The 12,126-nt window shown below is 65.5% G+C and carries 14 protein-coding genes and 1 pseudogene; 4 read left to right on the forward strand and 11 right to left on the reverse strand.

Translation table 11 applies throughout. The features are described 5' to 3' along the window. Window positions 1–82: 82 nt before the first annotated feature. From ACX80V_RS00570 to ACX80V_RS00580, 3 genes and pseudogenes are all read right to left on the reverse strand, one after another. Complete coding sequence (locus ACX80V_RS00570) at window positions 83–769, reverse strand: hypothetical protein (RefSeq protein WP_058932041.1); 687 nt, start codon at window positions 767–769, stop codon at window positions 83–85. Then, window positions 766–1,697, reverse strand: a pseudogene (locus ACX80V_RS00575) (ABC transporter ATP-binding protein). The gene ACX80V_RS00570 and the pseudogene ACX80V_RS00575 overlap by 4 nt, the downstream one beginning before the upstream one ends. Next, complete coding sequence (locus ACX80V_RS00580; protein ID WP_248760032.1) at window positions 1,694–2,095, reverse strand: GntR family transcriptional regulator; 402 nt, start codon at window positions 2,093–2,095, stop codon at window positions 1,694–1,696. Before ACX80V_RS00580 ends, ACX80V_RS00575 begins: the two are co-directional and overlap by 4 nt. A 124-nt stretch (window positions 2,096–2,219) precedes the next feature. On the opposite strand from ACX80V_RS00580, the gene ACX80V_RS00585 reads away from it, so the two are divergent. Further along, window positions 2,220–2,993: a DedA family protein gene (locus tag ACX80V_RS00585; protein ID WP_104061292.1), complete on the forward strand. Its 774-nt coding sequence runs from the start codon at window positions 2,220–2,222 to the stop codon at window positions 2,991–2,993. A 105-nt stretch (window positions 2,994–3,098) separates the two neighbouring features. On the opposite strand, the gene rdgB is transcribed toward ACX80V_RS00585, so the two are convergent. Together rdgB and rph are read right to left on the reverse strand one after the other, a co-directional pair. Further along, window positions 3,099–3,761, reverse strand: coding sequence for an RdgB/HAM1 family non-canonical purine NTP pyrophosphatase (rdgB, locus tag ACX80V_RS00590; protein ID WP_485841568.1), 663 nt, complete (start codon window positions 3,759–3,761; stop codon window positions 3,099–3,101). A gap of 11 nt (window positions 3,762–3,772) precedes the next feature. After that, entirely contained in the window at window positions 3,773–4,531 is a 759-nt protein-coding gene (gene rph, locus ACX80V_RS00595) for a ribonuclease PH (RefSeq protein ID WP_058932038.1), read from the reverse strand. An 84-nt stretch (window positions 4,532–4,615) separates the two neighbouring features. On the opposite strand from rph, the gene ACX80V_RS00600 reads away from it, so the two are divergent. Continuing rightward, window positions 4,616–5,113: a group II truncated hemoglobin gene (locus tag ACX80V_RS00600; RefSeq protein WP_058932037.1), complete on the forward strand. Its 498-nt coding sequence runs from the start codon at window positions 4,616–4,618 to the stop codon at window positions 5,111–5,113. Here the strand turns inward: ACX80V_RS00600 and ACX80V_RS00605 are convergent. From ACX80V_RS00605 to clpS, 4 genes are all read right to left on the reverse strand, one after another. Continuing rightward, window positions 5,110–5,907 (reverse strand): MBL fold metallo-hydrolase, encoded by a 798-nt coding sequence (locus ACX80V_RS00605; protein WP_248760028.1) that lies wholly within the window; start codon window positions 5,905–5,907, stop codon window positions 5,110–5,112. The two genes, ACX80V_RS00600 and ACX80V_RS00605, sit on opposite strands and share 4 nt — an antisense overlap. Beyond that, the gene (gene murI, locus ACX80V_RS00610; protein ID WP_248760027.1) at window positions 5,904–6,971 is read right to left on the reverse strand and encodes a glutamate racemase; all 1,068 of its coding nucleotides are present in this window, start codon (window positions 6,969–6,971) and stop codon (window positions 5,904–5,906) included. Before murI ends, ACX80V_RS00605 begins: the two co-directional genes overlap by 4 nt. Before the next feature lie 69 nt (window positions 6,972–7,040). Then, complete coding sequence (locus ACX80V_RS00615) at window positions 7,041–7,607, reverse strand: DUF2017 domain-containing protein (protein WP_141140950.1); 567 nt, start codon at window positions 7,605–7,607, stop codon at window positions 7,041–7,043. After that, window positions 7,600–7,992 (reverse strand): ATP-dependent Clp protease adapter ClpS, encoded by a 393-nt coding sequence (gene clpS, locus ACX80V_RS00620; RefSeq protein ID WP_485841569.1) that lies wholly within the window; start codon window positions 7,990–7,992, stop codon window positions 7,600–7,602. The genes ACX80V_RS00615 and clpS overlap by 8 nt, the downstream gene beginning before the upstream one ends. A gap of 38 nt (window positions 7,993–8,030) precedes the next feature. On the opposite strand from clpS, the gene ACX80V_RS00625 reads away from it, so the two are divergent. After that, entirely contained in the window at window positions 8,031–9,359 is a 1,329-nt protein-coding gene (locus tag ACX80V_RS00625; protein ID WP_485841570.1) for a nicotinate phosphoribosyltransferase, read from the forward strand. Then, on the forward strand, window positions 9,359–9,991 hold the full coding sequence (locus tag ACX80V_RS00630; protein WP_485841571.1) for an isochorismatase family protein: 633 nt from the start codon (window positions 9,359–9,361) through the stop codon (window positions 9,989–9,991). The genes ACX80V_RS00625 and ACX80V_RS00630 overlap by 1 nt, the downstream gene beginning before the upstream one ends. Window positions 9,992–9,994: 3 nt before the next feature. Here ACX80V_RS00630 and ACX80V_RS00635 read toward each other — a convergent pair whose 3' ends face one another. Then, window positions 9,995–11,779 (reverse strand): DEAD/DEAH box helicase, encoded by a 1,785-nt coding sequence (locus ACX80V_RS00635; RefSeq protein WP_485841572.1) that lies wholly within the window; start codon window positions 11,777–11,779, stop codon window positions 9,995–9,997. Beyond that, window positions 11,779–12,120 (reverse strand): DUF3039 domain-containing protein, encoded by a 342-nt coding sequence (locus tag ACX80V_RS00640; RefSeq protein ID WP_056349372.1) that lies wholly within the window; start codon window positions 12,118–12,120, stop codon window positions 11,779–11,781. Before ACX80V_RS00640 ends, ACX80V_RS00635 begins: the two co-directional genes overlap by 1 nt. Between the last annotated feature and the right edge of the window lie 6 nt (window positions 12,121–12,126).

The following is a 12,126-nucleotide window of genomic DNA, read 5'->3' on the forward strand; positions in this document are numbered from 1 at the left end:
TACTTTACCGCCGGACAGGCCCGTTCCCGTGTCACCAGGGCGGCCCTGTCGCGGATATCACGCGTCCGACGCCGGTGGCGGGTTAGGGAATCGCTCGCCGCAGCGTGAGGTAGGAGCCGCCGGCAAGCACCACACACAGGGCGGCAGCCCAGGCGCCCATGGTCAGCGGTGTCTGCTGGACGAACCAGAAGCCGATGCTCCCCCACCACTGGTTCAGCGTCGCCAGCGCCACAATGCCAAGCAACAAAGCGGCCGAGCCGATCAGGGAGATCAGCATCCCGATGGTCCCCCAGCGTTTGTAGATCGTGGCGAACCAGAAGCCGATGATGAACATAAACATCATGATGGTGAAGTAGAACACCGCCGTGCCGTACCAGGGCCCGTCCGCGACCCACGGGAGGGCGAAGAAGAATCCATTGACGCCCCAGCCGTTGGTGGCCCGTTCAACGATGCCGCCCAGCAGGTAGATGGCCGTCATGGCCACGGCCAGCACGGAAAACAGGCCCAGCGTGCCCAGGTAAAAGGCCCGGCGGCTCACGCTCAGTGCCTGCGAAAACGGGAAAGCCAGCGTCATGCTCTGGATGCCCAGCACCATGAAGTACCAGAGCGGAGCCTGGCTGCCGCCGCCGAACTTGGGCTCGTCCACCGGGATCAGGGCGAATATGGCGATCGAGAGGAGAAAGGCCGCCGCGAGAATGACCAGCGGGTTCCCCAGATATGTCCATTTGGTGACGAGTTGCATCCGCGCCACCGCCATTGCCTTGCTCATCGTGCTGCCTCCAATGCATCGCGTTCCGGTCCGTCACCTGGTGCCTGGCGCCGGGTGTGGTTGTCCACGGTCTTCCTGATAACGAGCTGCTGCAGGGACACGGGAACCACTTCCAGTCCCACCCTGGCGGCTTCCGCCCGCTGCACGGGGCTGAGGGCTTCGTCAACAGTGACCGACGCCAGCGAGGCCATGGTCTCGCGGTGCAGGACCTTCCTGCCCGCGAGGAACGCGTCCACCTTGCCTGCCGGGCCCACCAGCGTCGTCGCGGACCCCCTCAGCGCGTCCGCCTCGGCATCGATAAGGATCCTTCCCGCATCGATCACAATGACGTGGTCCAGGAGGTTGGCCACTTCGTCAATGAGGTGGGAGGACAGGACGATCGTGCGCGGATAGTGCGTGAAGTCGGCCAGGAGCCGGTCGTAGAACAATTGCCGGGCAACCGCATCAAGCCCGAGATAGGGTTCGTCAAAGAACGTCAGCTCCGCCCGTGACGCCAGGCCGATGATCACGCCCACGGCGGACAGCTGCCCCCGGGAGAGCTTCTTGATCCGCCGCTTGACCGGGAGTCCGAAGTCACTGATGAGCCGTTCGGCAAACGCCTGGTCCCAGTGGGGAGCAGCAGCCGCGCGGCCTTAAAGGCATGGAACGGCGTGAAGTCATCGGGGTATTTCTGCGATTCGCGGATAAAGCAGACCCGGGACAGGACCCTGTCATTTTCGTACGCCGGCTCGCCGAAGACCAGCGCCTCCCCCGAGGTGGCGAACGCCTGCGCCGTCAAGACGGACATCAGGGTGGTCTTGCCGGCACCGTTACGTCCCAGCAGGCCGTAGATCCGGCCCCCTGAAAGACTGATGCTCACGTCGTCGAGTGCCAGGACATCCCGGTACCGTTTTGTGAGATTCCTTGCTTCAACCACTGTTTCGTTCATAGTGCCGCGCTCCTTTCCTGGTTGCCGTCCGCTGCCGTCGCGGCCTCTGCGCCGCGGGTGATCATGCGGCTGAGCTCGTCCGGTGGAATGCCCAGCTTGCGTGCCTCCGCTGCGAGCGGCCGCACGTACTGCTCAAAGAATTCCTGGGTCCGCCGCGCCACCAAAGCCGCCCGGGCACCTGTGCAAACAAACATGCCGATCCCCCGCCTTTTGTAGAGGATTCCCTCCTCCACCAGGAGGTTCACACCCTTTGCTGCCGTGGCCGGGTTGATCCGATGGAACGCCGCGAACTCGTTGGTGGACGGGACCTGGGATTCCTCCGGGAGGTTGCCGTCCACGATGTCGTTTTCTATCAGTGCGGCAATCTGCAGGAAGATCGGCCTGCTGTCGTCTATCACTGGCGCCGCCTTGATCCTCATCCACGAGGCCAAAAAGCCTCACTGGTTAGTTACTTGTGTAACTAACCATACAACCAGGATGCCCTGGTGCGTCAAGTACCCTAAGGAGGTGAACTTTCTTGCGATCAGCGACCTTGCCGCGCCCATGCTGGGTGGTGCAGGACCGGTCCAGCCGCAGCTGGCCTCCTTCCTGCCCGACTGGCTGAACCCCCAGATTTTCCTGGCCGATCCCGCACTTGCGCCCTGGGTGGTGCTGCTGGTCTGCGGAATTGTCTTCGCCGAGACCGGCCTGCTGGTGGGATTCTTTCTTCCCGGCGATTCGATGCTGTTCACGGCAGGGCTGTTGGTGGCAACGGACACCATCCAGTTCAATGTCTGGCTCCTGGCGCTCCTGATCACCATTTCCGCCATCATCGGCAACCAGACCGGCTACCTGATCGGCTCCAAGGCCGGTCCCGCCATATTCAACAAGCCGAACTCCCGCCTCTTCAAGCGCGAAAACGTGGAGAACGCACACGCCTTCTTCGAAAAGCACGGCGGCAAGGCGCTGATCCTCGCCCGCTTCGTGCCAATCATCCGGACCTTCGTGCCCGTGATCGTTGGCGTGGCCCAGATGAACAAGAAGAAGTTCTTCCTGTTCAACGTGATCGGCGCGGTCCTGTGGGGCAGCGGCGTCACGCTGTTGGGCTACCTGCTCGGTGACAGGGTCCCGTGGGTCCGGGAGAACCTGGACATCATCTTCATCGTCATCGTGCTGGTCTCCGTGATTCCGATCGGCATCGAAGTACTCCGCGGAATTTCCGCCAAGCGCCAGGCGGCTAAGTTCGGCACCGACCCCGTTGACGAATTCATTGAGGAGCACGAACCCGAAGCCGAGCGGAAAACCCACCGCGACTAGTACCTTGAAGCGCCGCCGGCCGGCGCTGGCTCCAAAGACAAAACTAAGGGAACCCCACCATTGTGGGGCTCCCTTAGCTGTTAGACGGCGTTTCGGGTGTGTGCCCTACTGCCGCGCAAGTGCGTCGACAATGGCCGGCAGGAGTGCCCGGAAGGCCTTCGCCCGGTGGCTGATCGCGTTCTTTTCCGCCGCTGACAATTCAGCGCAGCTGCGGTCCCCGCCGGCCGGCTGCAGCACGGGGTCGTAGCCGAAGCCGCCGTTGCCGCGGGGTTCGCGCAGGAGGGTCCCCTCAAGCTGGCCGTACTCCACCACTTCGCGGCTCCCAGCGCCCGGTCCCGGGACAGCCAGGGCCGCAGCGCAGACAAACGCGGCTCCCCGGTGCCCGTCGGGGACATCGGAGAGCTGGTCCAGCAGAAGCTTCAGGTTGGCGGCGTCGTCACCGTGCCGGCCGGACCAGCGCGCGGAAAAGATTCCGGGCGCCCCGCCCAGCACGTCCACGGCCAGCCCCGAATCGTCGGCGATGGCCACCAGCCCGGTGGCCTCCGCAACGGCCCGCGCCTTCAGCAGCGAGTTTTCGGCGAACGTCACGCCGGTTTCGACGACGTCTGGCGCACCCACCGCCGCGGCGTCCACCACCTGCGTGTCGACGTCGAGCCCGGGGACCTGTCCGCGCAGCAGCTCCCGGAGCTCCCTGAGCTTGCCCTTGTTGTGCGTGGCCAGGACGAGGCGCGGTACGGGCGCGCCGTCAGGTTCAGCGTTCGGGGTCACAGCGTCCTGGTTCACAGTGCGTCGGCGAGGGTTTCGCGCTGGATCGCCGCCAGGGCGGTGGTGCCCAGGAGGGCCAGGTCCAGCAGCTGGTTCAGCTCGTCCCGGTCGAAGGGAGCTCCCTCTGCGGTGCCCTGGACTTCCACGAACTTCCCGGATCCGGTGACCACCACGTTCATGTCGGTTTCGGCGCGGACGTCCTCAACATAGGGCAGGTCCAGCATGGGCACGCCGTCGATGATGCCCACCGAAACCGCTGCGATCGTGTCGATCAGGGGCTGGGCGTTCTTGGCGATCAGCTTGTTGTCGCGGGCGAAGCGGATGGCGTCCGCCAGTGCCACGTAGGCGCCGGTGATGGCCGCGGTGCGCGTTCCGCCGTCGGCCTGGAGGACGTCGCAGTCCAGGACGATCGTGTTTTCGCCCAGGGCCTTGGTGTCAATGATGGAACGCAGCGAGCGTCCGATCAGCCGGGAAATCTCGTGGGTCCGCCCGCCGATTTTCCCCTTGACAGATTCGCGGTCGGAACGGGTGTTGGTGGCCCGTGGAAGCATGGCGTACTCCGCCGTGACCCAGCCGCGGCCTTCGCCCTTGAGCCAGCGCGGCACGCCCGCCGTCAGGGACGCCGTGCACAGGACCCTGGTGTTGCCGAACTCGATGAGGGCCGATCCCTCGGCCTGCTTGGACCATCCGCGGGTGATGCTGATGGGGCGGAGCTGGTCGGGGGCGCGGCCATCGGCGCGCACTACGGGCACTGCGGTTGCTTCAGAAGTCATGCCTTTAGCTTATCGACTCGCCGTGGGACGTCCTGCCACGGACAGCCCTTCCCCCTGTCCGGTGCAGCATGTCATCGTTGCAGTATGCAGACGGTGTACGAGGCTGCCGGCAGTGCCGACTTTTTCCTGAGGCTGGCCAACGCCTGGCATGCAAGGGTAATGGCTGACGAGGTAGTCAGCCACGCGTTCAGCCACGGATTCCATCCGCAGCACAGCCACCGGCTCGCAGCCTATTGGACGGAGGCGTTGGGTGGCCCGCCCGTGTATTCAGACTCGTATGGTGACGAGACATCAGTGATTCGGCTGCACAGCGGCAACGGCCCGCATGAGGACATGGACCGCAGGGCGGTCGCCTGCTTCGACCAAGCGCTGGCCGACGTCGGGCTCGCTGATGACGATCCGGTGCGCAAGGTGCTGCACAATTACTTCACCTGGGCGGCCACCACCACGATGTCCCGTTACCAGCGCTCAGCAGAGGACGTGCCGGACGGGCTCCGCATCCCGCACTGGTCCTGGGACGGCCCGGTCGGTGAAACAGGTTCCGGCGGTGCGGACAGCAGGCCGTCGGCCAAGGGGCCCTAGACGGTGTAGTGCACACCGGCCACGGCAACGGCCACGTCGCCGCCGAACACGGGGCGCGCTTCGGCCATAACAGTGGTGGGCGATGTCCAGACGGGGATGTGCGTGAGCAACAGCCGGCGTGCGCCCGCGCTCTCCGCGGCCTCGCCGGCACGCTTTCCGGTCAGGTGGACATCCTTGATGTCGTCGTCGCGGCCTTCCTCAAAGGCGGCCTCGCACAGGAACAGGTCAGCGTTCTTTGCCGCTTCCTCCAGCCCGGCGCAGGAATCGGTGTCCCCGGAATACGTCAGGATCCGGCTGACCGCGTTGCCCTGCTTGTCCGGTTCGGTCACTTCCACCCGCAGGGCGTAGGCCTCCTTTACGGGATGGTTCACCGCGAACGGCGTCACCGTGAACGGCCCCACCGTGACGGATTCCCTTTCGGTCCAGTTGGTGAAGTCGAATTCCTCGTGCATCCCCGGATCGAGCTCCAGGCCGTAGGCGGTGGCCATCCGGTCCGCCGTCGCGGCGGGGCCCCACACCGGAATCCTGCCGCGTCCCCAGCCGCCGGGCTTCCAGCGGACGGCCACGTGCAGGCCGCACAAGTCCATGCAGTGGTCCGGGTGCAGGTGGGTGAGGAAGATCGCGTCGATGTCCTCAAGGTCCGTGTATCGCTGGATGGCGCCAAGGGCTCCGCTGCCAAGGTCCATCACGATCTTCCACGTCCGCTCGCCGTCGCTGGCGGTCAGGAGGTAGCAGGACGCCGGGGAGCTCGGGCCGGGAAACGAGCCGGTGCAGCCGACGATGGTGAGCTTCACAGGGCAGGTCCTCCGGCCCGGTGGGCGCCCACAAAGTTCGAAATCCGAGGTCCCGACGACGACTGCCGGGCGCTGGCGGTCTGCGCGGCCGCGATCATCTCGGGCGTGATCCGCGCCAGGCTGCCGGTGGGGTATTGGGCCGCCACATGGTCCACGTGCCGGACGGACAGGACCTCCGGGCCCAGGAAACGGCGGGCCAGCGTTTCGAACTGGCCGGCGTCACCGGTGGCGATGAAGTGGTGTTCCGGCGGAGTTACAGCAGTGCGCTGAAGGTCGTGGGTGGCGAGGGCCCGGTACACGTCCTTCGCCGTTTCCTCCGCGCTGGACACGAGCGTCACGGCGTCGCCCATCACGAACGAAATGACGCCGGTCAGCAGCGGATAGTGCGTGCAGCCCAGCACCACGGTGTCCACGCCTGCCGCCTTCAGCGGCGCCAGGTACTCTTCGGCAATAGCCAGCAAGGCGGGTCCGGTGGTGATCCCGGCCTCCACGTAGCTCACGAACTCGGGGCAGGCCACAGACGTGATCGCCAGGTCCGGCGCGGCGGCGAACGTGTCTTCGTAAGCCCGTGAACCAACGGTGGCGGAGGTTCCGATGACGCCGATACGCCCGCTGCGGGTGGCAGCGACAGCCCGCCGGACGGCCGGCTGGATCACCTCGATGACGGGGATGCCGTATTTCGCCGTGTACCGCTCGCGGGCGTCCCTCAGGACAGCGGCCGACGCCGAGTTGCAGGCAATGGTCAGCAGCTTGACGCCGGAGTCCACCAGTTCGTCCATCACGCCCAGGGCGTTGGCGCGGACTTCGGCAATGGGCAAGGGCCCGTAGGGCCCGTTGGCGGTATCCCCCACATAGAGGATGGACTCGTTGGGGAGCTGGTCGATGATGGACCGCGCCACGGTCAGTCCGCCGACACCGGAATCAAAGATACCGATGGGGCGGGACCCCACCTGCGCGGTGGTGCTGCTGGCTGCGGAGTCCGATGCGGCTGCGCCTGACGGATCCATGCTCGAGGCTGTAGTCATGATTATTCGAGGATAGGTCTTCCCCGGGGCCGCAGCCATCACATTGTGGCGCCCGACTCATGTCAAATTTGTCACATTGGCGGTCGAATCCCGGAACAGGACAGCAGTTCAGGCCCGTGAGTCCAGGGACTGGAGCATCGCCTGGACCAGTGATTCCTGCAGCCACGTGGTGAAGTTGTACACCAGGGCGAGGTAACTTTCCACGTCTTCGGCCTGGGACCAGTCCTGCATCAGGTGCACGTGTTCGGCGTCCTCTTCATCCCGGATATCCAGGCGTTCCGCCAGCACCAGGCGCACATCGTTCAGGGCCATGGACCAGAACCTTGCCCCTTCGGCGGTGAGGACAACTTCGTCCCTGTCCAGGTCCAGGGCGGCTGCGCGCAGCGCGCCGATCTTGGTTTCCCGCAGCGAGCGCTCGGTGAGCTGGCGGAACTCCAGGGACGCGCCGTCGTCGTTCTTCATCACGTTGGGCAGCAACCGCTTAACGGCACGGTCCGTCGGTTCCTGGACGTCCATATCCAGTCCGATCAGGGCGGCCAGCGGATCCTGGCTGGTGTGTTCGGCCGGCTGGAGCATGGAGATGACGTCATCGATCAGGCTGCGGAGCAGTTCCCGTTCGGCGGGTTCCAGGAACCCGGTGATGCCCTTGAGCCCGTATTTGAATGCCTTAGCCACGTTTCCCCTTGCCCTGCCCGGACCCGCCGGATTTTCCTGAGTTTTTGGAGCTTCCACCATTCCCGCCGGAGGCCCTCTCCACTGTGGCCCAGAGGCCGAAGCCGTGCATGGCCACGGCATGCCGCTCAACCTGTTCCTTGCTGCCGTGGGCAACAATGGACCGGCCCTTTTTGTGGACTTCCATCATCAGCTTGTTGGCTTTGGACTCGGAGTAGCCGAAGTAGCTCTGGAAGACATAGCTGACGTAACTCATCAGGTTGACGGGATCGTTCCAGATCACCAGGTTCCAAGGGATGTCCGGGGCGGTCAGGGAGTCGGTGGACGCCTCTGTCCCGGTCCGGGTGCCCTCCTGTGTATCAGGGCCGAGCGCAACGCTTAAGGTCATCTGTCCATTCTATGGGGATGCACACTAGAGTGAATTTTGTGAGTACCTCCGCCAGCTGGGACCATCCCCGCACGTCCTTTTACACAGACCACTACGAGCTGACCATGCTGCAGGCATCCCTGCACTCGGGAGCCGCACACCGCAGGTCGGTCTTCGAGGCTTTTGCCCGGCGCCTGCCGGACGGCCGGCGGTACGGGATTGTGGCGGGAACGGGCCGCCTGCTGGAGGGCATCGCCGACTTCCAGTTCGGCGAAGCCGAGCTGGACTTCCTGGGACGGACCGGTGTGGTCAACCAGGACACCCTGGACTACCTGGCGAACTACCGCTTTTCCGGTGACATCTGGGGCTACCCGGAGGGCGAGGCGTACTTCCCCAACTCCCCCATCCTGATTGTCGAATCAACGTTTGCCGAAGCCTGCATGCTGGAAACCTACCTGCTCTCGGTCCTGAACCATGACAGTGCCATCGCTTCCGCCGCCTCCCGCATGATCACCGCGGCCGGCAACCGGCCCTGCATTGAAATGGGATCCCGGCGGACGCACGAGGAATCGGCAGTCGCGGCAGCCCGCGCCGCCGTCATTGCCGGGTTCGACAGCACCTCCAACCTCGAGGCCGGCTTCCGGTACGGCATCAAAACGGTAGGGACCGCCGCGCACTCCTTCACGCTCCTCCACGACACCGAGCGGGAAGCCTTTGAGGCGCAGATCGCCTCCCTCGGACCCGGCACGTCGCTGCTCGTGGACACGTACGACGTCGAAGCAGCCGTGCATGCCGCCGTCAAGTTGGCGGGGCCCAAGCTGGGGGGCGTCCGGCTGGACTCCGGCGACCTCGTGGCCCAGGCCCAATGGGTCCGGCGCCTCCTGGACGAGCTCGGCAACGTGAACACCAAGATCGTGGTCACCTCGGACCTGGACGAGTTCGCCATCGCCGCGCTGCAGTCCGCCCCGGTGGATTCCTACGGTGTGGGCACCTCGCTGGTCACCGGTTCCGGTGCACCCACCGCGAGCATGGTCTACAAGCTCGTCAGCCGCACCGACGACGCCGGCAATTTCGTCTCCGTGGCAAAAACCGCCAAGAACAAAACCAGCATGGGCGGCCGGAAGTACGCGCTGCGCAAGCTCAACGAGCGGGGGGTGGCCACCCAGGAAATTGTGGGCATTGGCCACCGCCCCGATGACGACGGCAACGACCGGCCGCTGCTTCAGCAGTTTATGAAGAACGGCGAGCTGCTGCCGGGCTGGACCGGACACGAGGGTGTGGTCCGCGCCCGCCAACGGCACGCGGACACCATGGCCGAACTGCCCGGCGTCGTCAACCGCCTGCAGCGCGGCGAGCCTGCCATCCCCACCATCTACGAGGAGAACTGATGTCCCGCGCCCTGATCATCGTTGACGTCCAGAACGACTTCTGCGAGGGCGGCTCCCTGGCCGTCGCCGGCGGTGCCGGTGTTGCCGGAGCCATCAGCGAGTACGTGGACGCCCATCACAATGAGTTCGACCACATAGTTGCCACCCAGGACTGGCACATCGATCCCGGCGCGCATTTTTCCGACACGCCCGATCACAAGGACAGCTGGCCGCGGCACTGCGTGGCCGGCACGCGCGGCGCGGAACTCCATCCGGACCTGGACAGCGAATACATCCAGGCCTACTTCCAGAAGGGCCAGTTCGCCGCGGCGTACTCCGGCTTTGAGGGCCTGCTGGCACCTGAGGATGCCGTCCCCACCGGGGAACGCCAGCCGGGCGCCATGCCCGCTGACGCAGAAGCCTACGCACCCGCGGACAACGCCATCGGACTGGACGACTGGCTGCAAAGCCACGACGTGGAGGACGTTGTAGTGGTGGGGATCGCCACCGACTTCTGCGTGATGGCCACCTCGCTGGACGCGGTCCAGGCCGGCTACTCCGTCACGGTCATCCGTTCACTCACCGCCGGCATTGCCGAGGACCTGGAGGATGCCGTCGCCGAAATGGAGCTGGGCGGCGTCGAAGTCGCGTAAGTACTACTTCCGGCCGATGAACCAGTCCTGGAGCTTCCGCAGCCTGGACTGAAGCTGTTCCTCGTTCGCCTGGGCCACTGGAGGGCCGCCGCAGACGGTCCGCAGCTTCGTGTGCACCACACCGTGCGGGGTTCCGGTCCGCGCCGACCAGGCCGCCACGTTCTTGGCCAGTTCGTTGCGCAGGTCCATCAGCATCCGGTGGTCCGGTATGGCCGGCGCCGCGGCGGCCGGCTCTGCTGCCGGTGCGCGCCGGTTCTTGCGGTTGAGCTGTTCGTGCTGGCGCTGCCGCAGCAGCGTCCCCACCTGCTCGGCATCCAGCAGTCCGGGGATGCCCAGGAAATCCAGTTCGTCCTCCGAGCCCACTTCTCCCCCGGTGCCGAACTCGCCGCCGTCGAACAATACCCGGTCGAAGGACGCCTGCGAGTCGAGGGCCTCGAACTTGCCCTTGGTAAGGCTGTCGGACGCCTTGTCCTCCCGGTTGGCCTCTTCCATCAGCGAGTCCTCGGGATTGAACAGGCCGTCGCTGTCCTCTTTCTCGGGGCGGTCCAGCGCGTGGTCGCGTTCGGCCTCCATCGAGTTGGCCAGGGCCATCAGCGTCGGCACGGACGGTAGGAAGACCGAGGCCGTTTCGCCGCGTTTCCGGGCGCGCACAAAGCGGCCCACGGCCTGGGCGAAGAACAGCGGCGTCGAGGTGGACGTCGCATAGACGCCGACGGAGAGCCGGGGCACGTCCACACCTTCTGACACCATGCGGACGGCCACCATCCACCGTTTCTCGCTCACGGTGAATTCCTCGATCTTGCTGGAGGCCTTGGCGTCGTCGGAAAGGATCACGGTGGGCGATTCGCCGGTGATCCTTTTCAGCTGCCCGGCATAGGCCCTGGCATCCTCGTGGTCCGTGGCGATGACCAGCCCGCCGGCGTCCGGAACGGTGCGGCGCACTTCGCTGAGGCGTTTGTCCGCCCCCGCCAGGACAGCGGGAATCCATTCCCCGGCCGGGTTCAGCGCCGTCCGCCACGCCTGCGACGTGATGTCCTTGGTGACCGCGGACTCGCCCAGAGAGGCCGCCATTTCCTCGCCGTCACTGGTGCGCCACCGCATCTGGCCCGAGTAGGCCATGAACATGACCGGGCGCACCACGTGGTCACGCAGGGCATTGCCGTAGCCGTAGGTGTAGTCCGCTTTCGAGCGCCGGATGCCGTCCTTGTCCTGCGCGTATTCAACAAACGGGATGGGCGAGGTGTCGGAGCGGAACGGCGTACCGGTCAGGGAGAGCCGCCGTGCCGCAGGGTCAAACGCTTCGCGGAGGCCGTCGCCCCAGGACAGGGCTTCGCCGCCGTGGTGGATCTCGTCAAGGATCACCAGCGTGCGGGCGGCCTCGGTCTTGGCGCGGTGCAGCATGGGTTTGCTGGCCACCTGCGCGTATGTGACAGCGACGCCGACAAAACCGCGGCCGTGCTGACCGTCGGAGTTCTTGAAGTTGGGGTCGATGGCGATGCCCACCTTGGCAGCGGCGTCGGCCCACTGCCGTTTCAGGTGGTCCGTGGGCGCCACGATGGTGACCCGGTTGACCGCCCCTGATTCGATGAGCATGGAGGCCACGCGCAGCGCGAAGGTGGTCTTGCCGGCGCCGGGAGTTGCTACGGCCAGGAAGTCTCGGGGATCGGTCCGGAAGTAGAGGTCAAGGGCTTGCTGCTGCCAGGCACGGAGTTTTTGGGCGGTTCCCCAGGCTGCGCGTTCCGGATAAGCCGGTGGCAGGGTGGGGCCGCCAAAGAGCGTCTCCGTCACTACTTGTTGTTGCCCGAGTCCCCTCCGGGACCCTTGCCGCCGTCGTTGCCCGGGCGGAGGCCGTCATAAACCTCTTTGCACATGGGGCACACCGGGAACTTCTGCGGATCCCGGCCCGGCGTCCACACTTTGCCGCACAGGGCAATGACAGGATCACCCGTCAGCGCGGATTCCATGATTTTTTCCTTGCGCACATAGTGCGAGAAGCGTTCCCGGTCACCCGGCTCCACTTCCTGCCGCAGCTCTTCGCGCTCGATGGTTGCCGTGGACGTTCCAGCCCCGGAAAGCTCGCGCATCGGGTCGTTTTCGAGAGGGTCCGTCATGCTAGTCATGGCATCCATCTTAGC

The sequence above is a fragment of the Pseudarthrobacter arbutini genome, from assembly GCF_054510915.1.